General features: G+C 67.5%; 20 protein-coding genes and 3 pseudogenes. 13 read left to right on the forward strand and 10 right to left on the reverse strand.

The features are described 5' to 3' along the window. Nucleotides 1-311: 311 nt before the first annotated feature. Nucleotides 312-1442: an endonuclease domain-containing protein gene (locus tag OG496_RS55300; RefSeq protein ID WP_405968975.1), complete on the reverse strand. Its 1131-nt coding sequence runs from the start codon at nt 1440-1442 to the stop codon at nt 312-314. Nucleotides 1443-1528: 86 nt separating this feature from the next. After that, the gene (locus OG496_RS55305; protein ID WP_405968974.1) at nt 1529-2560 is read right to left on the reverse strand and encodes a hypothetical protein; all 1032 of its coding nucleotides are present in this window, start codon (nt 2558-2560) and stop codon (nt 1529-1531) included. Between the two features lie 403 nt (nt 2561-2963). On the opposite strand from OG496_RS55305, the gene OG496_RS55310 reads away from it, so the two are divergent. From OG496_RS55310 to OG496_RS55335, 6 genes and pseudogenes are all read left to right on the forward strand, one after another. Further along, complete coding sequence (locus tag OG496_RS55310) at nt 2964-3098, forward strand: hypothetical protein (RefSeq protein WP_405968973.1); 135 nt, start codon at nt 2964-2966, stop codon at nt 3096-3098. A gap of 91 nt (nt 3099-3189) precedes the next feature. Beyond that, nucleotides 3190-5736, forward strand: coding sequence for a type II toxin-antitoxin system prevent-host-death family antitoxin (locus tag OG496_RS55315; protein WP_405968972.1), 2547 nt, complete (start codon nt 3190-3192; stop codon nt 5734-5736). Further along, on the forward strand, nt 5736-6308 hold the full coding sequence (locus OG496_RS55320) for a hypothetical protein (RefSeq protein WP_405968971.1): 573 nt from the start codon (nt 5736-5738) through the stop codon (nt 6306-6308). The genes OG496_RS55315 and OG496_RS55320 overlap by 1 nt, the downstream gene beginning before the upstream one ends. Before the next feature lie 315 nt (nt 6309-6623). After that, nucleotides 6624-7019, forward strand: a complete 396-nt coding sequence (locus OG496_RS55325; RefSeq protein ID WP_405968970.1) for a hypothetical protein — start codon at nt 6624-6626, stop codon at nt 7017-7019. Next, nucleotides 7006-7605: pseudogene (locus OG496_RS55330) on the forward strand (caspase domain-containing protein); the annotation flags it as partial. The gene OG496_RS55325 and the pseudogene OG496_RS55330, both read left to right, overlap by 14 nt. Nucleotides 7606-7938: 333 nt before the next feature. Continuing rightward, a pseudogene (locus tag OG496_RS55335) lies at nt 7939-9414 on the forward strand (Hsp70 family protein); the annotation flags it as partial. A gap of 125 nt (nt 9415-9539) precedes the next feature. Here the strand turns inward: OG496_RS55335 and OG496_RS55340 are convergent. Both OG496_RS55340 and OG496_RS55345 read right to left on the reverse strand, forming a co-directional pair. Then, a complete protein-coding gene (locus tag OG496_RS55340; protein ID WP_405968969.1) occupies nt 9540-10013 on the reverse strand; it encodes a hypothetical protein in 474 nt (157 codons plus the stop codon). 485 nt (nt 10014-10498) lie between these two features. Then, the gene (locus OG496_RS55345) at nt 10499-11515 is read right to left on the reverse strand and encodes a PP2C family protein-serine/threonine phosphatase (protein ID WP_405968968.1); all 1017 of its coding nucleotides are present in this window, start codon (nt 11513-11515) and stop codon (nt 10499-10501) included. A gap of 243 nt (nt 11516-11758) precedes the next feature. Here OG496_RS55345 and OG496_RS55350 point away from each other — a divergent pair, with 243 nt between their 5' ends. From OG496_RS55350 to OG496_RS55370, 5 genes are all read left to right on the forward strand, one after another. Next, the gene (locus OG496_RS55350) at nt 11759-11902 is read left to right on the forward strand and encodes a hypothetical protein (protein ID WP_405968967.1); all 144 of its coding nucleotides are present in this window, start codon (nt 11759-11761) and stop codon (nt 11900-11902) included. 433 nt (nt 11903-12335) lie between these two features. After that, entirely contained in the window at nt 12336-12995 is a 660-nt protein-coding gene (locus OG496_RS55355) for a hypothetical protein (RefSeq protein WP_405968966.1), read from the forward strand. A 531-nt stretch (nt 12996-13526) separates the two neighbouring features. After that, a complete protein-coding gene (locus tag OG496_RS55360; RefSeq protein ID WP_405968965.1) occupies nt 13527-13841 on the forward strand; it encodes a hypothetical protein in 315 nt (104 codons plus the stop codon). Between the two features lie 10 nt (nt 13842-13851). Next, a complete protein-coding gene (locus OG496_RS55365; RefSeq protein WP_405968964.1) occupies nt 13852-14646 on the forward strand; it encodes a helix-turn-helix domain-containing protein in 795 nt (264 codons plus the stop codon). Between the two features lie 126 nt (nt 14647-14772). Beyond that, a complete protein-coding gene (locus tag OG496_RS55370; protein ID WP_405968963.1) occupies nt 14773-15333 on the forward strand; it encodes a hypothetical protein in 561 nt (186 codons plus the stop codon). A gap of 130 nt (nt 15334-15463) precedes the next feature. Here the strand turns inward: OG496_RS55370 and OG496_RS55375 are convergent, their stop codons facing one another. The 3 genes from OG496_RS55375 to OG496_RS55385 all read right to left on the reverse strand — a co-directional run bounded on the left by OG496_RS55375 (nt 15464) and on the right by OG496_RS55385 (nt 16701). Further along, the gene (locus OG496_RS55375) at nt 15464-15808 is read right to left on the reverse strand and encodes a hypothetical protein (RefSeq protein ID WP_405968962.1); all 345 of its coding nucleotides are present in this window, start codon (nt 15806-15808) and stop codon (nt 15464-15466) included. Between the two features lie 420 nt (nt 15809-16228). Further along, a complete protein-coding gene (locus OG496_RS55380; protein ID WP_405976902.1) occupies nt 16229-16498 on the reverse strand; it encodes a hypothetical protein in 270 nt (89 codons plus the stop codon). Between the two features lie 71 nt (nt 16499-16569). Beyond that, complete coding sequence (locus tag OG496_RS55385; protein ID WP_405976520.1) at nt 16570-16701, reverse strand: hypothetical protein; 132 nt, start codon at nt 16699-16701, stop codon at nt 16570-16572. A gap of 244 nt (nt 16702-16945) precedes the next feature. Here OG496_RS55385 and OG496_RS55390 point away from each other — a divergent pair, with 244 nt between their 5' ends. Continuing rightward, nucleotides 16946-19498 carry an NB-ARC domain-containing protein gene (locus tag OG496_RS55390; RefSeq protein WP_405976521.1) on the forward strand — a complete coding sequence of 851 codons (2553 nt, stop codon included), beginning with the start codon at nt 16946-16948 and terminating at the stop codon, nt 19496-19498. Nucleotides 19499-19640: 142 nt separating this feature from the next. Here OG496_RS55390 and OG496_RS55395 read toward each other — a convergent pair whose 3' ends face one another. Then, complete coding sequence (locus OG496_RS55395) at nt 19641-20528, reverse strand: hypothetical protein (protein WP_405976522.1); 888 nt, start codon at nt 20526-20528, stop codon at nt 19641-19643. A gap of 284 nt (nt 20529-20812) precedes the next feature. Further along, entirely contained in the window at nt 20813-22462 is a 1650-nt protein-coding gene (locus tag OG496_RS55400; RefSeq protein ID WP_405976523.1) for a hypothetical protein, read from the reverse strand. A 272-nt stretch (nt 22463-22734) separates the two neighbouring features. On the opposite strand from OG496_RS55400, the gene OG496_RS55405 reads away from it, so the two are divergent. Next, a complete protein-coding gene (locus OG496_RS55405; RefSeq protein WP_405976524.1) occupies nt 22735-23553 on the forward strand; it encodes an ETEC_3214 domain-containing protein in 819 nt (272 codons plus the stop codon). 83 nt (nt 23554-23636) lie between these two features. Here the strand turns inward: OG496_RS55405 and OG496_RS55410 are convergent. Further along, nucleotides 23637-23813: pseudogene (locus OG496_RS55410) on the reverse strand (hypothetical protein); the annotation flags it as partial. Nucleotides 23814-25551: the final 1738 nt, after the last annotated feature.

A 25551-nucleotide genomic window follows, 5' to 3' on the forward strand; every position in this document is an offset into this window, starting at 1 on the left:
CTCACAGCGTCGCCGCTGTCCAGCACCAACTAACCGGCCGCACGAAGTAGGGACGGTTCATGCGATCACGGCAGTTCCCGTGCTCCCTGACCAACTGCCCTCAAGGCACGACAGCGGCCCGGGACCGGAACGGCCAGCGCATGGTGACGTCCTGTCACTCAGGATCCTCGGGGGAGGGGCGGGACGAAGGGTGACGATGGGATATTCGTGGCGCGGGGTCTCTGCTGCCGCTGCCTACCCGATGGCGACGTCCGGCCTCAGCGGGCATGTCGTCTCCGGTGGCGGCCGAGGGCGACATGCCCGGTACCCCGCTACAGTCCGGAGCTGATGGCTTCGTCGACGAACCGGCGTACCAGAAGTTTCACTTCGTCCGCTGGGACGGTGACGGACCATGCAAGCTCCGGGTGATGCTGATAGCACCGGAATCGGGCCACGACCGATCCGTCGTCCTCGACGTAGAACCACCTCCAGGACAGCTCGTGTGTACATGCTGCGTGTGGTTCGAATACGGCAAGGCGGCGGACGATGTCGGCGTGGTGCTGGAGGGGGAGGGTCTGCTGAGCGCGGCAGTGGGTGCACTGCAGAAGGTGCTCGATCCCTCCGGGACGGTCGATGAACCCACGAGTGCCCTCGGAGTTGTTGCACTTCACGCACAACGGTCCGCGGAACAGATCGTGGGAATGGCAGTGGTCCCAGTACAGGGCCCGCCGGGGTTCAGGACACATCCGGCACAGGAAAACCTCGGCGGGAGAGCGTTTGGCGAACCCCTTCGTGTACGGGCGGCCTCGCAGGTGGCCGGTATAGGGCCTTGAGGCCCGGGCGGCACACGACGGGCACAGGACGACGAATCCCGCGGCGCTCGAAGAACGCCACTGCTCGCGGCCGGCCGGCGCTCCGCAGCCGCTGCACACGTCGTCCTGCGCCGCGAGGCCGGCTTCGACCTCCTCGGCCCGGTCCAGCACAGCGGTATAGGCGCGAGGAACCAGCCACTCCTTCCCTGACCAGACCATCAGCGGCAGCGGCCGGGTGCTTGCGATGGTCCGCCGAGTGAAAGCTTCGGGCAGTTGCTGCCCGGTGAAACCTTCAGGTAGGACACCAGGGCCCTGCACCTGGGGAAGCTCGGACTCGTAGGTGGCCTGAGAGATCCACTGCCGGACGCGAGAGCGCCAGGTGTGTGACCCGCTGTCTTCCAGGCCGGCGTCGACGAGGTCGCCGGGGTCGACCCGGAGTCCGGCGAGCCGCTTGCCGGACTTCTGGATGTCCCGGTCGAGGAAGCGCCATTGCTGCCGGTGCTTGTAGCCGGGCACGGCCGTATCACCGATGAGCACGTGGCTGGCAGCGGCGAACGTGTAGCGGTTCACATGATCCAGATACCCGGGGACCGTCGTGTGATGGGTGAGGTCGGCAAGCCTTTGGTGTGCTGTCTGGAGTGAAAGCCACATGAGGCACAGCTCCTTGAGATCGCTGATAGGGACAACGGGCGAGTCGCCGAGCAGGCCGGCGGGGTGGCACTGCCTCGTGTGTGGGGCTAGTCGAAGAGGGTGTCCTGGACGGGACGGACCGAAGGGCGGGGCCGGGGGAAGGGGACGGACGGCGGCTGCGGTGGGCCGGGGTCGGTGTGTGCGAGAGCCGTCGCGGTGAGGGCGCGATGACAGGCGGCTCGCAGGTCGGGCAGCGGCAGCCGTGCACCCAGCAGCCCGAGGAAGTCCTTGATGTCCCAGTCGATGAATGCACCTTGCCGGGAGAGATACAGGCCGACCCGGTCGATGGTGTAGGTGTTGTGGTAGTCGAGCAGGAGATAGCCGGCGAGCTGATACAGCGCGGCGCGGCCCAGCCGCTGAGGCCGGATGGTGGCTTTGCAGTCGATGAGGCAGCCACCCAGGATGAAGTCTGCGTCCGCGCCGCCCACATGCATGCTGCCCTCGAAGACCGGCCCGCAGATCCGCTGGTGGGCCGGCAGCTCCCGCAGGGCGAGGAAGGGGCCGGGAGCGGCGGCCAGCATCGTCTGACGCCGGATGTCCTCCACAACAGAGCGGGGAACGGCTGCCAGCAGGTCCTCAAGACAGGCATCTGGCGCGCATTGCCCCAGGCTGTTGCCGTGTACGAAGCCGCCGCACCGGTAGATCGTTTCGAAACCGGACGCGGTATGACACAGCCGTACCAGACGGTCCTCCGCAGCGGCATCGGCCAGCGGCAGGGGCACACCGTCAGGCCGCTCGTAACCTGCCAGTTCGGCCAGCAGATCCCGCCCGGCATCCTGAACGGCCAGGATCACTTCCGGGCTGGGCCAGCCCGCGTCATCGATCCGCGCCAAATCGACTCCGCCGGCGATGGGACTGCCGGTGGGCGCTCCTAAGCCGACGCGCAGCCGGTGATCGATGGTGTGTCCGATGAGTGCAAAGTCCGTGCGCTGCCCGTCATGCTCCGGTTCGACGGGGGCGGGAAAAGGAGCGAGGCGTCTTCGTAAGTCCTTCACCACCTCCTGAGGGCGAGGAAGGTAGGCGGAGAGAAAGCGAGACAGCGGCGAGTGGGGATCGGCCAGTGAAGACGTCAGACTCATAGCGCCGCATCCTGTCGCCCGGGTCTGACAATCGGGGACGCCCAGCAGCGAAATCCCGCTGCACAGAGAGACGATCAGGCCATCCCGGACACACCGGAATCCGACCGCCGTACCTGGAACACGCTGCTCAGCGACTCAAACAGGGGCCTGCGGGAGGCGAGGGAAGCAGATTTGCGACAAAACGCGATGCCGCCGTAAGAGTGAACCCGACAGTCGATCGCGGTGAGATGCCTCGACGGGATGGCGAGGGGCTGTCCGGCGGCATGTTCTGGGCAGTCGGCAGGAGAGGGACAGCCCGTATGGCGTTTACGGGTGTCGGGTGATGCCGCGCGGGACGGCACCACGGCAAGTCCGGCTGGCTCTTCCGAGGATCGTGCCCGTTGCCGCGGTGTAGCCGATCAAGGTGTGGGAGTGGGCGGGCGTCTGCCCCGGACACACCGGCCGTTCCACGAATCTGCACGTCACGGCCGGCGAGGCCGGGGACATCCTGTCGCGCATCGTGCAGAACGCGCTGCTGCAGACCCCGGCGGACAGGTGAGTGAAGTCTTCAGGAAAAAAGTGTGAGCCTGATCAATTTAGTGAGTGAATTTTGCTACTGTCGTGAGGAGTTGAGTGTTCTGGGAGGGTGAGTGAGTCAGAGTCAGAAGCCGCCGGCCGAGACCGCAATGACCGCGACCGAGGCCCGTACGGAGCTCTTCACCCTGGTGAAGCGTGCCGAGAAGGACGGGGTCTCGACGCTGATCCACAAGCGGGATGATCACGCCCTGCTCGTGCCGCTGGCCCGGTTTCCGGCAGCCCGGCAGCCTGGCGCGTTCCCCTCCCACGTCCTGAGTGCGGCACAGAGGGACTTCGGTGATCTCATCACGCTGGCGGCTCAGGGCCAGCCGCAGGTGCTCCGGCGCAACAGCACACCGGTCGCGGTACTGCTCCCCGCCGACCCCGCCTCAAGTGCCCTCTCGACCGACACGGCCGCGCACCCCGGCGCGGCGACCGCAGGAGGTGCGGTGAACAGCCAAGCCGACCAGGACCGCGGCACTACGCCGCGCAGGCTCGCCACGCTCGGTGACGCCGTGTCCGTCCTCGCCTCCGTCCTCACCGGAGGCCCCACGTTCGGACTGGCCGGGCTGGACGCCGCGACGGGCGGTCTGCAGCCGGGCCGGCTGACACTCGTGGCGGCCGCCCCGAACGTCGGCGGAAGCCTCCTGGGACTCGCGGCCGCGCGGCAGACCGCGCTCGTGGACCGTCGTACGGTCCTGTACGCGGCGTCGGGACCCAACCGGGACGACATCTTCCGCCGGATCGTTGCCGCGGAGACCGGGGGCGACTACCCGCGTCTGAAGCAGGGCCGCCTCACCGAGCACGAGCAGGAGGTCGCCCACCAGTTGGTCCAGGCGGGCGACCTGCTGATGATCGACGACGGCAGCGATCTGACCGCCGTGGACGTCGCGGAGACCGCCCCGCACATGGAGGGTCTGGCCCTTGTGGTCGTGGACCGTTTCCAGGCCGCCCGCAGCGCCCGTCTGCCGCTGTCCGGGGACCGGCTCCCGGACGCCTCCCAGGTTCTGGCCACGCTTGCGCGCACCCTGCACGTGCCGGTCCTCGCCATCGTGGACAGTGACGACCCCGCGCTCCTGGGACTTCTCGACGCCGACGTCACCCTGACGCTCACTCCGACCGAGGACCCGGCCAGGGTCCGGGTGACGGTCGCCGAGCGCGACCTGGGTGTGATCGGCTCGGCGTACCTGAGCCCCGATCTGCTGCACGCCCGCTTCCTCGACGCCGGCAGCGCCCCCGCCGTCCGTACGGCCGGTGAAGAACCCGCGCGGCCTGTGGGCAGTGCCGTGGAACGGGAGTTGGCCGAGGCGGCGCTTCCGTACACGTCCGGCGCCCGGCAGGGACTGCCCGCTGCCGTCACTCATGTCCTGGCCGCGCTGCGCACCGCACTCACGAACGGCAACCGCGAGGCCCTGAACGAACTCGGGCCATCGCTCGCCGAACTCGCTGCGGCACCGCCCCACCTGCCAGACACCGACGAGGGACGTCGCCTCGCCGCCGCGCTGAACGCCTACAACACCACCACCGCTCCCGCCGACGCCACCGAGCAGTCTGTCGCCGTTCAGTCCACCGCGGGCAGTAGCGGGCACGGCCCGGGCGACGAAGACGACGAAGACGACGCAGAGGGCGAAGTGGAACTTCGGCCGGGGGATGAGGAGGACGAGCCGGAGACAGCGGTCTTCCCCGCGTTGAAGATCCTCAAGGACGCGGTCGGCCGCTCGAAGATGCACCCGGTCTCGGTCATCGGCATCGAGGCGCGGGAGAGCGGTCCGTGGCCGCTGATCAGTGAGCACATGGACGGCGAGCCCCGCTGGGTCCACCCCGACGTCACCAGTACGCGCGTGCCCTTCATCCGGGAGAACGGGAAGCGGGTCCGGCGTGACCAGCTCGGCGTGCCCGACGCGTTCGGTGCGGGGGTGCTGTGCCTGATCGACCGCAACGGCTCCTATCCGTCCGCCTGTTCCGCCGTTCCTCTGGCCCCGAACAAGCTGCTGCACACCGGGCCCCTGGAGGTGTTCGACAAGGCCAGCGCCGGTATCTACCTCATCGACATCCCGCAGTGGCCGCGCACCGACATGCCGCACCCGCTGGGGCGGATCATCGACCGGCCCGACGAGCAGGGCCGTGTGTGGGTGACCACTCCGCACATCAAGCTGCTCGCGAGGCTCGTCCGCGAAGAGCACCTCGCCGCGATGCCGGCCGTCCACGACTCGTGGACGGGGAAGGCCAACGAGTCGCTGTTCAAGCCGTTCTACGAGGCCACCCGGAAGGCGCGTACCGAGCTCGTCGAGGCCGGCGGTCAGCCGTACAAGGCGTACAAGACGCGGTTGTCGATCGCGTTGCGGCTGCTGTGGCCCAAGCGGCAGGAACAGCGCTCCCCGTTCTGGCGGCCGGACTGGCGCATGAGCATGGTCGCCGAGGCGTCCGTGCGTCACTGGGTCGCGGCCTTCAAGGCGGTCCAGGCCGGGCACACGCTCATCGCGCTGCGCAACGTGGATGCGGCTGTCTTCTGGACGCCGCCCGGCACGCCCCCGGACACGTACCGGATCGGGACTGGCTTCGGCGAGGTCAAGGCGAAGTTCATCGAGCTGGGCGAGATGATCCCCGAGGGTGACGACTGATGGCCGGACCCACCGGACGCGGAGGATCCCTCGGCGCCGCCCTGGGCGACCTCCTGCGCGCCCAGGTCACACCCCGCCACCGGCTGTCGACATACAACGCCAAGTACTGGCACGCCCAGCTCTCCCAGCTCACCGGAACCCGACGCGGATACGAAGCCCTGGAAACCGCCGGCCTCGACGTCCGGCCCGACACCCTCTTCAAGTGGCTGTCGGATCCCGAGTACAACGTCCGCCGCGGCTACCGCGATCTCATCCACACCGCCTACGAGAACGTGGCGATCGTCCCCGCCGACCCGCTCCCGGACCTCATCACGGAGGGCCAGTACGAGATCAGCGGTGTCGTCAGGACCGGGACCGACGAACGGACGCGCGGCACGGTGGACGCCGCGCCCCTGCGGATCGACGGCACCCGGGGCAACTGGGACGGGATCGAGGAACTCTGGCTCGCCGGCGAACTCACCGACGACGAGTTCGAGGACCACTTCGTCGACGACGTCATCGTGGAGGACATCGGCGAAGGCACCGACGGCTGGGAGTTCCCCGGTGCCTCGTACTCCGTCGAAGTCAGGTAGCCGCGCGCACGAAGCAGGGGAAGGCCGGCGGCGGCTTGATGCATCGTCACCAGCGGGCCGGGAACGTCACGGAGAGGAAGGGCACGTGGCTCAGCTGAAGATCCGGGACCTGCACGGTCTTCTGCGCCAGGCGCCCCGGCGGCAGGACCTGGAGAAGGACGGCATCCGGCTCGTGTACGACGATCTGTCATGACGGGCGGGCTGAGCCATCATCACGCGTAGCATCGGAGGCGCGCGGCGGTAGTTGGGCGGGAACGACGTCAACGCGCAGGTGGCGACGGGAGGTCACTGCGTCGTGAGGGGGAAACCGGGGTCATGACGATGGAATGCAGACTGATCGTTGCGGGCAGCAGTCCCGGAGAATCGGCACGACTACTCACATCCCTGGCCGCATCGCTGCGTTACGAGGAGGACCTCAGAGGGCGGACCCGGCTGGTCCAGAGCGAGATCGCGGCCGGGAAGCTGGGCGGACTTCCGGAGGCGCTGGCTGTGGCCCTCTCTGCCAGCGGCGCAGCAGGTGTCCTCGCCCGCGCCGTCGTGGAGTGGGTGAAGCAACGCAAGAGCGATGTCACGGTCAAAGCTGTGAGGCCCACTGGAGAGAGCTTCGAGTTCGACCTGCGGCGGGTTGCCGATCCGGAGAGCGTGATCGCGCAGCTCCGGCTGTTTCTCGATGCCGGGCAGCCGGTGGCCGACCGCGATGAGACTGCCTGACGGCGATCGCTCCCGTGTCGTCCTGATCGGTACCTCAAGCCATCTGGTCGACCTCGAGCTTCCCGATCTGCCGTCCGTGCGCAACAACCTGACCGATATGGCTGCGGCTCTCGGGGAGCCCGTCCACGGCTGGTTCACGCCGCACACCTGTACGGTCATCGACAATCCTCACACGCCCCAGGAACTGGCCAGCCAACTCGATGCCCTCACGCAGGAGGCCGAGGATCTGCTGCTGATCTACTTCGCCGGTCATGGGCTGCTCGACGATCAAGGGAACCTGTACCTCGCCCTCGCCGAGACCCGGCGCGGCGGTGCCCTACTGAGGTATACGGCCATGCCGTATCGGGGTGTGCGGGACCTGGTCGTCGACAGCCCTGCACGTAACCGCGTGGTCATTCTCGACTGCTGCTTCTCCGGCCGCGCCCTGAATCTGATGGCCGCGCCCGATCATCTCGTTAAGGGCCAGACCGCGATTTCCGGAAGCTACATCCTCACCGCCACCGCAGGAGACAGGGCCGCGCTCGCGCCGGCTGGTGAACGCAACACCGCCTTCACCGGCGAACTGCTGCGCCTCCTCAAAGAAGGGGACCCGGAGGCGTCTGCCGAACTGCTGACCCTGGACGACATGTACCGGTTCCTGTTGCAGAGCCTGCGCGGCCGCGGCCTTCCCCGGCCGCGCCGGCAGACGGGGGACACTGTCGGAGACCTGGCGATCGCCCGGAACATCGGCTACCGGCCCCCTCCCATGGGCGCCGGGACGGTCCAGAACTCATCCCGGCTCCTCCTGGATGAGGAAGAGCGGGTCGGGCACGAAGGCGATCCGCCTGAGGCAGCCCGGCGGTACGCGGACATCGCCGCCGTACTCGTGCGGGTTCACGGGCCCGACGCCTTCGTGGTGCACGCCGCCGAGGCGAGCCGGGTGTACTGGGCGGAATACGCGACCAGCGTCGGACCTTCCCGAACCGCCGTTGCACACCGAGGGATTGGCATCGATCTGGGCACGACCAACTCCGTCGTCAGCGTAATAGAAGGCGGAGGGACCGTCGTCATCACCAATGCGGAAGGATCCGAGACGACTCCCTCGGTCTTCGCCTGGTCCGCCGAAGACACAATTCTTGTGGGGGCCTGGGCCGCCCGTCAGGCCCTCATCAACATCGACCGCACGGTCCGTCTCCCCACCTACCGGCTGGGCGCTGACTGGAGTACCCGCATCGGGGGACACACCTACACGCCCACCGAGGTAACAGCCCACATCCTGCGCAAGCTTAAACGGGACACCGAGCAGTACCTTGACGAGACCGTGCAGGACGTCGTGATCACAGTGCCGGCCCTGCTGGACAACGCCGGACGACGCACCGTCGAAAAGGCAGCCCAGATGGCGGGGCTGAGCGTGACATGTCTGCTCGCGGCGCCCTGCGCGGCCGCGCTCGCCTTCGGGTTGGACTGGGGTGAGGACGCAATCGTGCTGGTCTTCGACCTCGGGGGCGCCACCCTCGACGTCTGTGTCGCAGAAATCGGCGACGGCGTCGTCGAGATCCATGCCGTCAACGGCGACCAGCACCTCGGGGGCGACAACTGGGACCAGTGCATCGTCGACCACCTTCTTGAAGAGTTCCGCTTCCTCCACGGCGTGGACCTGTCCCGAGACCGGATGGTGGTGCAGCGGGTGCGCGAGGCCGCCGAGAACGCCAAGATCGAACTGTCTTCGGCCACAGAGACCTCGATCAACCTTCCCTATCTCACTACCGTCGCCCAGGATCCACTGCACCTTGACCAGCAGCTCACGCGCGCCCAGTTCCAGCAGCTGACCAGCGACCTCCTGGAGCGCTGCAAGACACCTGTCCACAACGTCATCAAAGACGCTGGAACCCGCATCGACGCTATCGACCACGTCATCCTTACCGGCCGCGCCACCCGCATGCCCGCCATCACCGAACTCGTCGAAGAACTCACCGGCAAGACGCCCCGCAGAATGCTTCACCCCGGGACGGCCTCCGCCGTCGGCGCCGCGCTCCGGGCCGGCATCAACAAGGGGGAGGTCAAGGACATCCTGCTCCTCGACGTCACCCCGCTGTCCCTCGGTATCGAGACCAAGGGCGGCAGGATGACCAAAATCATCGAGCGCAACACCACGATCCCGACCAAACGCTCTGGAGTCTTCACCACGGCCGAGGACAACCAGCCGTCTGTGCAAATCCCGATCTACCAGGGCGAGCGCGAGATCGCGGCTTTCAACAAGAAGCTCGGCATGCTCGAACTGGCCGGCCTGCCGCCATCACCCCGCGGCACACCGCAGATCGAGGTCGCCTTCGACATCGACTACGCCGGCCGCATCCACGTCACGGTCACCGACCTGGCCACCCAAAACACACAACGTACGGCTCTGGATGCCGGCGACTTGGCCAGCCATACCCAGACCACTCACGACGTCTCCCGGCTCCTAGTCCCACCCTCTCCCTCACCCCAACCCAACCCACCACCTCCGTCCAGTCCCGCAGCAGGCACCTGAGCTGGTCCTAGTCACGGGGTGGGGTAGGGGCGTGGGTGACCGCGTCGGACGTAGTCGTCGGCCGATGCGGCGACGAACCCCAGAGCTCCCTGGCGTCCGTGGGCTTCCAGGAGCATCACGGCCATGCAGACCGTGAGCGCGTGAATCTGAGCGGTCGTCGGAAAGTCCTCCAGCCCGCTGGAGGCCAGTCCCGTGCCCGCAGCAACACCTTTGCGCACCGCGGTCGTCATCATGAACTCGCAGTCCACAGGTGCCAGGGCGGCGACCGTGTCCAGGAGCAGCACGGACATCGACGGCTCGCCCAGGTCGTCGAACAGCCAGTCGTGGTCCCGGGCTTGCCATGCGAGCGTGTGCGCCAGCTGGTCACTGTCCAGGCCTACCAGTCCGGTCCTGACCCGGGTCCGGTCCTCGGTGAGGTAGGCCCACATCAGGTCCGTGGCCCGCCACATCCCCTCCGTCAACGCCGCCTTCTCATCCGCCGCCATGGCCTTCTTCTATCGGACCCGTACGGATCGCGGCAGCAGATCCCACCAGGTTCAGCACAACGAGACACAGGCCACTTCACTCCGCCGACGGCCCTCCCCGAACACCTGCGACACACGCTCCCGGCGGGCTACCAGCGGTCCGCGATGGCCTGTGCGGCTTACTCGACGCCGGGTGTCGAGCGGGGAGGCGGCGACCGGAGCTGCCCCATTTCTGCGCTGTACATGTATGGCCAGGACTCCGAGCTCGTCGCCGAGGCCCGGCGCATCCTTGTAGAAGCGAACATCGTGCACCGCGCCGTCGACCGGGACGAGATTAGTGCCCGCGCGGCCGCCGTACGAGAGACCCTCGACCAGTTCATCCAGCACGCCGCACAACTAGCTAGTTCGCTGACACCGAGCTGCTTCCCAAGCCCCGCGACCCAGTCCGGCCAACGGCGCCAGCAGCGCAAAAGGCGCGGTCAGCCACTGGATCTCTCACACATCTGTCAGGACAGGCGTGCTGCGAGCAGGACGGCATCGTCGTGCTGATGTTCCTGAACCAGGACGTTCATGGCCACGTCGACGAGGCCTTCGAGCGGTGGGAGCTGCGAGCCGGCGGCCGTCTGCGCATCCGACAGAGTCGTACTCAGCCGCTCGATGCCCTCGCTGATGTCCATCGTGGGTGACGAGACGAGCCCGTCGGTGAGGAGGAAGAGCGTGGTGCCCGGGGTCATCTCGAATGTGACGGTTTCGCAGAGACTGGGTGCGACACCGATCGGCAGCCCGGTTGATACGTCCAGGAAGTGGCTCTCGCCGTCAGGGAACAGCACTACGGGCGGTACATGGCCGGCGTTGGAGACGTCGAGGCGGCGGGTTCGCGTGTCGTAGACAGCGCAGACACACGTGGCCAGCTGGTCTCCGTGCAGGCGCTGCGCCTGATCGCTGAGCTGGTTCAAGGCCTCGTGCGGGGGAAGCCCGAGTTGGACCAGGGCATTGAGTGCGCTGCTCAGTTGCCCCATGAGAGCGATGGAGAGCGTGGAGGATCCCATCACGTCCCCAGCCACGAGCGCGACGGTGGGGCCCGGCAGGGGCACCGCATCGAACCAGTCCCCGCCGAACCGCCGCAGATCAGACGCCGGGCGATAGCGCCATGCGATGTCCACGCCCTCCAAGTACGGAACCTCGCGGGGCAGAAACGCGCGTTGTAAATGGAGCGGGTTGATGTCTGACTCCGGCGGAATGACGGCCCGCGCCCGAGGCGCTTCCTGGTCGTCGCTCTCCTGAGCGGCCCGAAGCCACACCTCGTGGAGCACTCTCTGATCGTCTTCGGGACGGCCGCCCGGCGCTTGGGAGGACAAGACCTCTACCAAGGCGTCGATCACCTTCCACTTCGGCAGCCGCTGGCTGCAGAACGCGTCATGAACGGTGCTCCGGGAGATTCCAGCCCCGCGCAGGACCCGAGCGACTTCCGTCAGGCTCGGGCGCCCGGCCAGCAGGTGCAACCGGTGCAGCGCCGCATTCAACTCCTGGTGCGCACCGGACAACTCAGGCTTACGAAGCTGCCCAGCACGCCCCATCCCGACCCCCCGTCCAAAACCATCCGAATCCGTCCAGGAATCATGCCACCGCGTACGACTTCGGCGGGAGTCATCCGAAGACATCGCATTCCAACAGGACGCCGTCCAAAGGCAGTTGGCGTAGCGAAACATCGACACCGCGACGACCTTCTCTTCACTCCCACAGGACAGCGCGCGAAGGAGACCACGATGACTTCGAAGCAGAACAAGACGCCCGCCAGGACACTTCGCCGCCTGGCACAGAGCGCACTATTCGGCATGGTGCGAGGAGCATCGGCGGCAGCCGGCACCGCGTTGTTCGCCGCCGGAGCCTGGTGGTGGGGCAATCACTGACGACCGCCGGGACCGTGGTACGGCGTCGTACGCCAGGCCACCCAGCTCGATCCCGCCCGCCGGCCCCAGGACATGGCGGCCTTACCAGAGCTGCCCGGTCTCTGCGCTGTACGTGTGCGGTGGTCGCGGACGCGGACGTGGCCGAGAAGGGGGATTCCGGTGGCGGCCTTATTGGCCCCACCGCACGGACGAACCCGGACTCGGGCCACGGCTGGGACCTGCTCGGCCATGGCCCTGACGTCTTCGGGAAGATGTCACAAACGCACCTTGTGACATGCGAGTTCCTGTTCGCTGATGAATATAGGAATGTCGCTCACGGGACAACCTGCGCAGGTTGTGGACGGCTTCGACGAGTGGTGAGGTTGGTTTCGCGCGGTCGGCGCTGGCCAGCACTCCACCCTCACCCAATCCCTCGTCAGGAGTCACCGTCCCCATGTCCCCGTCCGTTCCGCTCTCCCCGTGTACCAGGCGCCCGTACCGGCGCGGTGGCCGCCCCCGGCGCCCCGTCCACCCGCCCGGCAGTGCCCAAGGCCGTCTCGCTGCCGCGCTGGACGACGTACTGCGGGGATGGACCGACGCCGAGGTCGCCATACACGCCACCGCGACCGTCCTCCCGCTCTCGGCCGCCACGGTAGGCCGGGCACGCAGCGGCAGGTGCGTGCCCTCGGCGGAGACCGTGAAGGCGCTAGCGGCCATTGCCGGAGTCGACCCGGGCAAGCTGTTGCGCTTGAGGACCGAGGCGATCTGGCAGCCCTTCGCTCCCGTTGACCGTCCCGGAGTGACCCGGAGGGTGATCATGTGGTCGCTCGGGCAGTCCCTCGAAGCTCTGCGCCGCCGCGGCCGCACCGCCGTTCCGTACCGGGTGCTGGCCCGCCGGGCCGCGCTGCCTGAGGCGACCGTCCGTGACCGGCTTGCCGGCATCTGGCCCGCTGGCTTCCGGCGCCAGGTCCGGCTCCTTCTCCAGCTCGATGCACTGCTGCGCGCTCTCGGCGTCCCGGACACAGCCATCTACCTCTGGCACGGTCCGGTCCGGCTGGGGCTCGCCCGCACCTCGCGGTGGGGCGTGACTCGGCGAGGCCGTTGGTTGGGCTGAAAGGGCCGCATGACGAGGGCCGGTGGCCGTTGTCGGGCGGCGGCCACCGGCCCAATCTCTCTTGGGCCGCGCGCCAATCGCGGCCCGATAGATCCCCAGATTGATGTGTCAGCAGCAATTCAGGGGTGCGCTCGCGGGGACCGTCGGACCGCGCGAGCAACGCTGTCCATGATGCGTCCGCAAATAGGCGCCCGTCGTGCTGTTAAGGGGGACAAAGTTGGAGCCAATCCCTCACGCACAGGCGAAGCGGCAGGTCAGAGCTTCCGGTAGGAAAGTCCCCGCCTTGGACGGATGTTGAGCCAACGCCAGGTGCGTCCGTGAAGACGCTCCAGTTACGGAAGTCTGGCCTCCGGCGGTCCCCACGCCACTGCACCGGACTGTACGCCGACAGCCCGCGGCCCACGGACCACCCGAATCCCCATCGCGCACGGGGCGGAACGCCAGACCGCCCCGCGATCCACCAGATTCGCCCTGTCAGCAGCGAGAGCGGCGGCCGCCGTAGCCGGCCCTCTGAATAATTCGGGAGGCATCATGCCCCAGCAGAACGCCCAGGCGACCACGCGCGCGTCCGAACCCGTCCCCGAAGGCGTGACGTCGCCGAGCCCGGCGGCTCCGGCCGGCATCGGAATGGCGCAGGCCCTTGTGGTCCTCGGCTTCGTCGCGGCCGCCGTCGTACTCCGACTGGCCGCGGGCATGAGCATGCGCGACTCCGTCACGCTGCTGGCCGCCGCTGGCGCGATTGGCGTCGCAGTGCTGCTCGCCGTCGGCTTCCCGCGCGGTGGCGGGGGACGCAGTCTGCTGCGGCGCCTGCTGAAAGCCGCGCTGACGCCCGGCTCCGGCAACTGACGGGCGGGCGATGATGGCGCGCCCGGAAACGCCGGTCGACCACACCGTGCCCGCCCTGGGCATGCTCGCCGAGTACCTGCGCCAGCTCCGACGTACGGCGGGCCATTCGTACGACGAACTCGCCGTACGAACCAATTACTCGGCCGCCCACCTCAAGCGGGCAGCCAGTGGCAGAAGCCTGCCTGCTCGCCCGGTGATGCTCGCGTACGTGGGGGCATGCACGGGGAACTTGAGGCCGTCCCTGATCACCCAGATCTACTACTCCGAGGCCGTGCAGGGTGTCACGCAGGCCAAGCGGGACTCCCGCCGGTCAAGTGTGCAGCCCAAGCCGCAGTTCGTCAGGGACGTCGCCGATCTCAGCGGCGCCCTGCGCGACGCCTGGGCGTACGAGGGGCGGTCGGGGGCACAGAGGATGGAGTTGTCCTCCAGGCGGTTGCCGCGCAGTACCGCCCATGCCATTACAACCGGCCGCACCGTCCCACGGGACTTCCGGCAGTACGTCGCCTTTCTGCAGGCCTGTGGGATCAACGACGAATCTCTGGCGCCCTGGTTCCGTGCCTGGTTCAAGGTTTCTGGTCGGCCGTCCGCTCAGGCGGCGGCCACCACGCTGGAAACCTTGGAGGCGAGCTACGACGCTCTGCAGACCTATCTCGTCGTGTACCTCGAAGAGGCGTCGCCTTCCGACGAAGACTGGCAGCATCTGGTGGGCATCGTGCAAAAGTACGCCTGGGAATCCGAGTGGACGGTGGCTCCCCCGGACGTGGCCCGGCTCCTCGGGCACGCCACACGCACGCCCATGCCCTGAGTGGGGTCACTGAGCGCCAGCGATTACCAGGCGACGGAACCATCACCTCCCTCGGCAACAGCCATGCCCGTGTGGCCCGTTGGCGTGGGGGCCGGCCCGCTGGTAGGGCTGCCCTACGCTGTCATCGTGCGGAACACGAAGGCGTTCAAGGAAGCCGTTGCCCAGACCCTGGCGGAGCTCGCCCACCGCGGTGTGACGCTCGCGCCGGCGATGGTCGAGGACACCATCGAAAAGAACATCCGCACGGTGGCCGACCGCCTCGGCATCCAACTGCGCTCGGCCTGGCGGTACTTCGACGCGGGCACGCTCGCTGACCGCCTCGCCGACAGCGCGCGGACCTTCGAGGACAGCAGCGCCCGCCAGGGGGTGGGGCAGGCGCCGATGCCGCCGCTGGACAATCCGGAACTTGCCCTGGTCCTCGCGGGTGTTCCGAACACCCTCGCCCAGACCGGCGGCGACCTGTACGGGGTCATCGTCAACGTCGCGGTCAACGCCTGGATGGCCGGCCACATCCACGGCGAGGACGGGTGCACCGGCTGCGACGGCAGCCGCGGGCCCGGAGGCCACGACTGGGACGCCCGGATGCGCACCATCACCGAGGCGCAGCCCGACATCAGCAAATGGTTCGACCGGGACGTGTGGACCCGCGCGGTCAACGACACCGGCTACACCGTCACCCGCCACTGACGCGGGTTCAGCTGCCCGCAGTTCCCGCGCCGCGGCCACGGCTCGGGCGGAGGGACCTCGAAATTGTGGTCTGGGGCACGGGTGCAGAGCCTTAGGGGCAGCGTGGTGAGGTTGCAGGTCGCTTTATGGGTTATGGGGGTGATGCGGGTGGCGGGGTGGCGTTCGGTGGGCTGGATGGGCCTGGATCGTCGGTGGGCGTGCGAGCGGCTGGGGTGTCTTGGTGCATCCGTTGGAGGTGTCCCAGGCCTGTTGCCGCGTCGGTGACTTCGCTGAGGAGCCGGTCTTCGTGCTGGCGTCGCACTGCTTCCGTTCGGAAGCGGGAGATGCCGATGAGCGCCTCGTTGAAGCTCCGGGTTGCCACGGTAAGAACGCTGGGCAGCACGAACGCGAGCGCGACCCACAACGGGGCATCGCCGATCGCCGTCAGGCCGGCGACGGACAAGTTGAGGACGTCGGGGATACGGGGCGCGGTCATCGTGGGAACTCCAGGAGCCAAGGCGGGGCTGCGTGGTGCTAGGCAAGATAGCCATGGTTCGAGAGGGCTAGGCGACATGCGGGAAAGTTGCCCTGTGGTGTGTGTGATGGGGAGGAGTTGACCGGTGGGAGGTCCCGGGCGGGGTGTCTCGTCTACGACCCACCACTCGTCCGTGTCCGCTTCGTCGAGATCCAGGACGAGGCCGTCGAACGCCCTCTCTTACCGCGCCGTGGGAGGGGTGTAAATGGCCCTGGCCAGCGGCTTCCACTCCAGTACCAGTGCCTTGCTCCGGACTGCCAACTCTTCCAGTTCCAGGCGCTGTTCCTCCAGACTGCTGGGTGCCGAGCGGCTCTGATCGGCAGGAAGGCGCATGGGGAAGCGAGGGGCGCGCCTTGTCCAACGTCGGCCCCCCAAGGGCTGCTAACAATCGTTCACTTCGCGGTGATTCTTCCGGCTCGTAGATCTCGTCGTGGTCAACAAGCTGGACCAGGTACCCGACGCTGAGTGTGTCCTCGACCTCGTCCGCTCCCTGACTGACTGCGCCGCCATGCCGCTGGCCGGGCGGCCCTGGGAGGCCTGGTAGCGCAGGAGTTGGGCGTCGTCCGTGATGAAGACGAGGTCCTCCTCGCCGGTGCGCAGCTCGATCGCGCCGACGAGCCGGTCGCGGTCCTTGAGGGTGATGACCTCCAACTTCTCACTCCTCACATACGGGAGACCGCAGGTGAGGGAAGGCCCAGTGCGTCGATTGAGAAACGACGGGCCTAGTGGTTCAGGAGCCAGCTGATCCAGGCGCGTACGGCGCCTGCGATGGCTGCGGCGGCGATGCGGCTGAGAGCGGGGAGGAGTTCGTCGCGGCCGGAACGGCGTGTGGTGGTGGACGGGTCGTGCGGCATGGGGGCCTCCGTGGGTCTGGCCGGCCACTCGGTGGGGCCGGTGTGGGCCTTCATCGCTGCACGTCCGGGGGCCTCCTTTGGGCCCCCGGAAGGTCTCCGGCCTGCTGGAGGCGTCCGTGTCGGGTTTTCCGGGGATGCCTAGGTCGGAAGTCGGAAGTCGGGGGTTGGGGGCAGCGTGGAGGGGCATGCCGAGCGGTTCTGGGCGGAGTTGGCGAAGACGTACCAGGCGGCGGGGTCGCCCCCCTTGAAGAAGTTGGTCGCCCAAGGCGGGCGCAGGCAGCCGCCGGTGCGGTCGTCGGATGCCACGATCAGTGACTGGTTGTCGGGCAAAACCGTTCCGGGCAAGGGGAGTTCCGAGTTTTTCCTGTTCGTGGTGGTGTGGATGGAGAACTACGCCGCGCAGGGGGGTGGTTCCTGGAGGGCGCGGGACCGAGCCTGGTGGGAGCATCTGCTGGATCGGGCACGCGCCGAGCGGACGCCGGCACCCGAGGGCGGTGGGCCCGCCGGTCCGGTGCAACTCCCCACCCCTGATGACCTGTTCGTGGGTCGGGAGGAGCCGCTGCGCGCGCTCATGGCCTGGCTGGAACCGGGAGCGGGGCAGTCGAAGAGGCTCTCGGGGAGTGGGCGGGGAGGGCAGGGGCTGCAAGACGGTTCGGCGGCGGTCGTACGCACCACGGCATCGGCGGCCGCCTTGGAGGTCACGGGCATGGGCGGGGTCGGGAAGACGACGCTGGTGGTAGAGGCGGCGCGGCAGGCGGTAGCGCGCGGCTGGTACTCGGGAGGCGTCCTCTTCGCCGATCTGCGCGGTCACAGCCCGATCGCCGACGCCGCACCGGACGAGTTGCTGGACGCGTTCCTGCGCACGCTCCGACCGAGGAGGGAACCGCCGCCTGTGCTGACGGAGAAGGTCCGGTGCTGGGGTGAGCTGCTGGAGGAACTCGCCGCGCAGCAGCGTCCGTTGCTGATCATTCTGGACAATGTGCGGGAGGCCGGTCGGTTCACCGAGTTGCTTCCCCCGCTTCCGCACCGTGCGCTGCTCACCTCCCGTCACACTCACCTGAACACGATCCGGCACCGGGTCGTCCTGGCTCCGTTCCCGTCGGCGGAGGCCGAACTCTTCGTCCGGCTCAGGCTCCGGGAGCCAGACCATGGCCTGGTCACCGCGCAGGACCAAGGTGCCACGCCCGCCCACGAGGAACAGGTGCGCCGTATTGCCGAGTTGTGCGGCCAGCTGCCGCTTGCGCTGCGGATTGTCGTCGCTGTGTTGCGGTCAGAGCCTGATCGCTCGCTACGCGAACGGGTGGATGAGCTGGCGCGCAACCTCCTGGACGGCATGGAGGACGACGACACCGACGTCGAGGGGCGGCCGTTGACCGTGCGGGCGTGCTTCTCGTTCTGCTATGGGCATCTGACGGCGTCCCGGGCACGGGTGTTTCGGCTGCTGGCGGCAGCTCCCGGCCGGGACATCTCCACCGCCTCAGCCGCGGTTCTGCTTGGCCTCCCGATGGACGTGGCCCGTCTGGCCCTGCGCGGCCTCGCCGGCATGCACCTGCTGGAGCGCGCCGGGCGAGGACGGCACGAATTGTCAGAGGCAGAGCGTGACCACTGGTCGATGCATGACCTCATCCGCCTGTACGCCGAGGAACGTGGGCGCGCCCACGCGGCGGAGGACAGCCGCGAGGATGCGGTGGTCCGGCTGCTGCACCACTACCGTGATGTGGCCCGAGCGGCCGCCGGGATCCCCCTCGTTAGAGGGATAGAAGAGGCGTTGATCGTCTCCCAGGCCCATCGCCGGGCACAGGTCTGGCTGGAGACGGAGCGAGTCAACGTGGTTGAAGCGGCCGTCTCCGCACCCGCTTCCGCGTGGCGGGTGGACCTTGCCCTGGAGTTGGCCGAGTTCTTCAGGATCCGCCGCTATTACGCGGAGTGGGCACGCCTCGCCGCGTCCGCGGTCGACGCCTGTCGCCAAGGGCATGGCGACCGGTACAAGGAGTTCCAGGCGCACGGCACCCTCTCGGACGCGCTGACGGGGCTGGGCCGATTCGAGGAGGCACTGGCCACGCTCGACGACGCCGACGCGATAGCCGCGTTACTCGACGACCGGGCCCGTGCTCTTGTCGCCGAGGAGCAGGGTGTAGTCCTGACGGAGGCGAGCCGGTTCGACGAGGCGATGCGGTCATACGAGAGGGCGGCCGACCTTTTCCGGGGGGCCGGTGACCCAGCTGGTCTGGCAAACACCTTGCGTCTGCTCGGCGACACCTCGCTTCTCTGCGGCCAGCCTGAGAAAGCCGAAACTGCCTGCCAAAAAGCGGTGGCCTATTCCCGCATGGCCGATCATCGACCCGGGGAAGCAGCGGCGCTGGCCTCGCTCGGCAACGCGCAGTCCGTGCTGGGCCACCACGAGGAGGCGATCGAGGCATTGGCGATCGCGACCCAGTACGCAGACGACACCATTGACGTGCCGAGCCACATCGAACGCCTTCGTGACCTCGGCCTGGCCCTCCACCGCGCTGGACGACCACGGACGTCCCTGGAGAAAATCCGGCGTGCAGAAGAGCTGGCCCGCATGTTCATTTATCAGGAGGACCAGTTGGGAGCTGTCCTGCTCTGTCTTGGCCTGGTGCTCACTGAGCACAGTCGACTCCGGGCGGCGCAGTCGGTGTATGCCGAGGCTGCTGATGTCTTCCATCAACTGGGTGATGCGCAAGGCGTGTCCGAGGCTGAGCTAGCTCTCGGCCGGCTGCGCCGGATCTTAGAAGGTATCAACACGTATGGTGCAAACGGTCGCTTTCCTTGAGTTGGCCAGTCCAGGCGTCTGCCCCACTCGCATGCCGACACGTGGCGAGCGTAGGACGGGAAGCCCGCCGACCGCAGGTGTGACGGGCGGAGCGGGGATGCCTGACCCGAAAGGCTGGCCAGGCCCGTGCGTCATCGCGTCTTCAGGGTCTGTAGGCCAGGGGATGGGCGGTGAGGAGGGTGCGTCCGTAGTGCAGGAGCCATCCGTCGCGGGTCGGGTGGCTGACGGTGCCGGCGAGGCCGATGACGGGGTCGGTGAGAGCGGTGTGGAGGTCTTCGGGGTGGGGGTCGGAGTCCCAGTGGAGGGTGCATTGGTTACCTTCGACGGAGAGGCGGCGGTGGTGGGCGTGTCCGCGGTCGGGCCGGTCGGTGAGGTCGTTGAACCACGTGCCGATGTCCCAGCTGCCGTCCGGGGCGTGGATGCAGAGCCGTGCGGCCAGCGCGGCGAGCAGGGTTTCGGTGTCGGCGGTGAGGTGGGGGAGTGCGTTGAGCGTGGTGTGTTCCTCGTCGCTGACCGGGATGTCGCTTGTCCAGAGGCGGGAGTAGTTGCTGTCCGGATCGGGTGGGCCTTGCAGGCGGCCGTCGGGGTCACGGGTCACGGTCATGGTGGCGCCGGTGGGCAGGTGACGCAGGCGCCATCCCTCCTCGTATGAGCTCTCCACCCGCAGTCCGGGCAGCCCGATCGTCGGGAGCCTGTCCCGTCCGACCAGCCAGCAGGCCACGTTGTAGGGGGCCCGGGCGGTGATCACCAGGTCGTCGTGGCGAGGCGAGACGACCAGGGTGTAGCGGGTGATGTCGGCCAGACTGACGTGACGCGGCCACAGGCTGGTGGGGCCGTAGTTGAACATGCCCAGGGCCAGCAGCGCGCGTAGCCGCCGCTGCGGAGCTGTGCAGACGTCGAGGCCCAAGCCGCTGCCCGCGGAAGGGGTGTTGCGGCTGTGGCGGGGGATGCCGGGTGCGGCGAGGGAGGGAGTCTCCCGGGTGTAGGTGGCGCGGAGGTTGGCGGCCTGGCGGCGGAGGGAGGCGGGCACGGTGAGTCCTTCGTCGCCGCCCGGCCGGCGGGATCACCACGCGATGCGCGTCTGAAGGGCAAGAAGATGCGAAGTGGGTGCCCCACACCCTCTGGCGGTGACGTGGAGCGTCCGGGACAGCTCCGACACACGGTCCAGTCCTTCGCAGACCGGTGCTCGGACGGTACCGCCACACGTAGATGGTGGCTGCTGGGGACACGCATGGCGCGCTGGGGGTCACCCGACCGGGCCACGCGGTGAGGCCGCGCAACACGCGGTTGAGCCGCTTACAGGTTCCGCGCTTGCTACGGCTGTTCGGTGCCGAGGTAGCGTACGGCCGGGGTGTGTTCGGCCAGCCGCATGATCACGGTGGCGTGTCCGTGTTCGGCGAGTTCGCGCTGGGCCTCGGGCATGTTGAGGATCTTGTCCATGGTGTAGGTCTCGGTGCAGGGGCCGAGGTCGATCTGGTGGTCGCCGAGGGTGAAGATCATGGACTCGTATCCGGCGGTGAGGCGGAACATCCCGTCGCGGATGCCTGCCAGTTGGTCGAGGCCTTCGGCACTGATCACTTCCGCGGACACGGTCTCGCCCCGCAGGATGGTCTTCTCTCCGTCGAGCAGCGCGTGGATCTCTTTGATCTCGCGCGCGTCCTGCTGGGTGAAGTCGTCTGGGACGGGGAAGTAGCGGCTGGTCCTGCTCTGCAGGCGGGCCAGGTCGTCGTACGCGTCGGCCCAGAACTGGGCTTCGCCAGCCTCCCAGCCGGGCGGGGTCATGCCGGTGGTGATCGGGGCGCGCATCCCGCCGGTGGTGTCCCCGGCGAAGACGAGTGCGACGAAGCGGCCGGGGTGGCTCTCGGCGAGTAGCCGCAGCACGGGCACCATGGCCGTCGGCATCGCGGTCTCGGGCGGCTCGAAGGAGAACGTCAGCCGGCCGGAGAGGTCGCGGTGGTTGAAGCGCAGCCGTACTCGCATTAGGCCGGTCGCGTCGCTGCCGTGGAGGGTTCCGCCGGCCGTGCCGAGGACGCGGTGTGTGAAGGTGACGGACAGGGACGTGACCGGGATGCCGGAGGGCTGCTGGACGATGACCTGTCCGCGCAGCGGCGGTGTCACGTCCTGATGGGGTGAGGTGATGCGCACGGTGCCGAGCGTGAGCTGTTCCAGCCCGAGCCCGGCGGGCCCGGCCAGGCCGGCTTCGGTGAGGTTGTCGGCGGTCAGTTCGACCTCGCCGCCGAAGCGCAGGGTCTCCTCGAACTGGCGTTGGCGCTGTGCCTCCTGCGGGTCATCGGCGGGGAAGCGGATGCGGCCGGTGAAGCGGATTGCCGCCTGTCCGTCGGGGGCCGGTCCCTTGGGTGTCAGGCGCACGACGGTCTGCCCGTCCGCGTCCTGCGTGGTGTGCACCGCGTAGTGCGGGGAGATCTCCTGGGCCCGTGCATGCAGCGCGTTCGCCCGCTTGATGTAGTCGGGAAGCCCGCCCAGCAGCACGTCGCGCTCGGCGCGGGCCTCGGTGATGCGTTCCAGGATGTAGTCGCTGGACTCCTGCAGCGCGTAGCGCACCAGATCGGGATGGGCCGCGAACTTCTCGTCCAGCCAGCTGCGTCCTCGCCACTCCCGTACGAACGGGAAGTCGACGCGCAGGCCGTCGAACCACCGCTGCTCGGCAGGGGTTTGGTCGATCGGCACGAGGAGGTCCCAGTGGTCGGGTTGGTGGCGGGCTGCCGACATCAGCGAGCGCACCACTTGCCTTCGCCGACCTGGGGTCATGCGGCCGGTGAACGACTTCGCCTCGTAGACGGTGAGTTCACCGCCTTCGGTGTACTCGAACAGGTCCCGGCCGCCGTCTCCGCCGCTCCCGTCGACTGCCCGCGCCCGCGAGTGAAGGCGCAGCATCAGGAGGGTCACCAGCGACTCGGACGCTTTCGGGCTCTCGGCCAGCTTGTCCCACGCAATCTTCACCACACACCCACCCTACGAACGTGCACAGGCATCACGATGCGCGGCTGCGAGGTCTACCAGGCAAGAGCCTTGTACTCGGGTATGACGAAGGCCCTCACCTGGTGACGGGGCGAGGGCCTTCGGGGTGAAGCACCGACCACGACTTGCACCTGGACCTCCCGACCGGAAGCCGGGCGAGAGCAGGGCACTTTCGGTGCCTGCGTTCTGGTGAATCTGTGAGGCGCGCCCCTATCCGTTTCCAAGGCCGGTGCCCGTTCTCCGTACGCTGGGTGGCGATGACATCCCGGGATGTAGGCGGCCATGCCGCGCGATTCGATCGGTTGGTCGGGCGGAGCCTCCTCCTGAAGGTCGTGCTCTTCGTTGCCGCGCTCGTTACGGCAGTCAGCACGTTGGCGACTGCCGTGGTGACGATCGTTGAGTGGAACAAGTCACGGGAGGACTGGAGGCCGGCCGAGTATGCGAAGTTGGGCAACCTGCGGGCAGGCCAGACGCTAGAGCACTTCCGGGTGGTGCTTGGTCCTCCGCTCTACCGGGAAACGCCGCCGGGCTCCGGATTCTCGTACAGCACCTTCCGGCCGAGGGCCGACTACTGGGTTGATGTCGTCAGCAATGCGGATCAGGTGAGCGTGGCGTTCGCTGTCACTTCGTGCAGCGAACGCTTCCAACCTGCCTTCCGGAACAGGAGCGTGACCGGACCTGTCGTTCTGCAACGGACGCGGTTCACCGATGTCCCTGAGAACCGGGAAACGCAAGTCAAGGCGTATGACGGGATGACCTCGTCCAGTTACGCCTTCCTTGTCCTCAGCCTGGGCAACCCCTCCAGCTACCGATCCGTGGCCTGGGGGGTCAACGACACCTGCGCTGCGCTGGCCGGCCAGGACGAGGAACAACGCCTTCGTCCTTGGGCGGACTGGTCCGGGAGGAAACAGCCGAAGGGTGAGATCAACCGGTCCTGGAGCGAGTTCAGCACTTCCGAGCGCGAGAAGCTGGGGCGCGCAGAGGTCAACACATACGCAGAAACCAGCCCGTCCACCGAGATCGCCAAGGTCTTCCCGCAGCAGGTCGGTGTCGACCGGATCGTGGTCCGTCCGTAGGCACTGGCGCTGCGTGAGGCTACTGTCGTTCGACCACCTGCCAGGCCGCATGCCAGTCCTTCCGGCGTTGTTCCAGGGCCCTTTCACGTTCGAGGGCTCGCGCTCGTGCGAGCACATAAGGTTTGTGCGCCTGAGTTCCGATTCCGACTGACGAGGCAATCATCGCAGCTGCCATTGCAATCCATGGCACCGCGAAAAACGCGATTACTACAGCTCCTACGCACATACAGATGACCAGCAGGTAGAGCAGAAGAGATGTGCTCTTGAGCAGGACATCATTCCGGTGCTCGCTACGATCTCTCCGTAGTTCGGCCGGCAGGGGAGGCGGGACGTCGTTTGTGGGAAGCGTATTGTCAGCCATGCGGTTCCTCCTCAGGGTGTGACCGCACGAGAGGGCTTCGGGCGGTGGGATCTTGGCAGAGACTGCGCTCGAAGCCCTTCGTGCTGCTTAACTTTTGATGTGGCATTGGAGGCGGTTCAATCGGTGGAATTTCACCCTGAAGCGTCAAACAGCAGAGCTGTTCCGGTCCCCTTGGCGGGGAAGCAGGCGCGTAGAGCCTGAACGTTCTGTTCGTCGTTGAGGAGGCGTAGGTACTTGTCGTCCGGCATCCCGGTCTGCGGCGTGTCCAGGGGGTGGGTATGGCCTTGTGGGCTGCTCCAACAGTGCACCGCTTAGTCCTGCTGGGAGCGGTACGCGTACTCCAGCGCGAACTCTATTTGCCGACACCGCCCGTCTCCCCGTGCTGTCCAGTGCCGCGGCACGCAGGAGTTCCGGGATCTCGTAGCTTCCGTTCTCTAGGACGTGCAACAGGTCGTTGGGTAGGTCGATGTCGCTCTTGTCGAGTTCGTCGGTGAACAGCACCCGGGGACAGCAGGGGAGCAGAGAAACTGTGCCTGGGGGCCTGAGGGTGACCAACTCCCCCAGGGACAGCGGTCGTTGAGGGTCCAGACGGGGTGGGATGTCTGCCGAGGCTGAGCCTTGCAGGCGGCGATGACTGGTGCTCGTTCCAGTGCGTCGTAGACGTAGAGTCCGTCGCGCAGTGTGGTGCGGCTGCCGATGTTCCATTCGAGGACCCGTCCCAGGCCGAGTTCGCGTCCGATGAGGTACGCGAGAGTGGACTTGCCGATGCCTGGCGGTCCGGTGACCAGCAGTGGCCGGCGCAACTGCAGTGCCGCGTTGACGATGTCGGTCTTCTCGGCACCGAGTTGGCGGGTGGTGTTGCGGAGCCTTAGACGACGGAGTGAGGCCACGGAACGGTCGGCAGGGGAGAGGCGCGGGCAGTTGGAGCGGTTCGCTGGGGGTGCGTCCGGTGGCATAGGACGTGTGCCAACTGGCCTTGTCTGTCTGCTTGTATGCGGTCATACCGGTGTCTCCTCGGCGGCGCGAGATTCCTTGGGCGGGGTTGTGGATGTCGATGAACTGGTTCGGGTCGTCCCAGAAGAGAGCGATGCGATGCTCAGCTGGGGGCTGTCGGTGGTTAGGCGGGTCGTTAGGTGAAGAGGGTGTATTGCCGTAGGCGGATCTGTGCGGGTGTTTACACGGACGCGAGCTCAACGCACCGAACCAGAGAGTGTCACGACATCTTCCAGCCTCCGTTCCTGTGCTGGGCCGAGCTGCCGGAGGCAGGCCCAACCCCTCACCCTTCACAGGGAGTCGGGACCCCGGAGGGGCCCCTATTCCCTCATCCTGGTATTCCGTGGTTTACTTATTCTACGGAACACAATCAAAAGGCCTCGACTTTAAAGGAATCGGAGATTCCCCCAACCTCCACCCAGGAAACCGAATATGACACACTCTCAGCTAAACCACCGTCAACCCACAAGTAAAACAAGCCTCTTTCCGTGCCGGAGGCACGCCAATTCGCCATCTTTTCCGTTCCGGAGGAACACGAATCCCCCCATTCGCTTTTCATTCCGGAGGAATGCACGTTATGGAATGCCCGGAGGGCAATTCCATAACGCCCCCGCCGGAGGCGGGAATTCGCGCGGGGACGCGCG

This window comes from Streptomyces sp. NBC_00988 (assembly GCF_045162645.1).
Classification (GTDB): Bacteria; Actinomycetota; Actinomycetes; order Streptomycetales; family Streptomycetaceae; genus Streptomyces.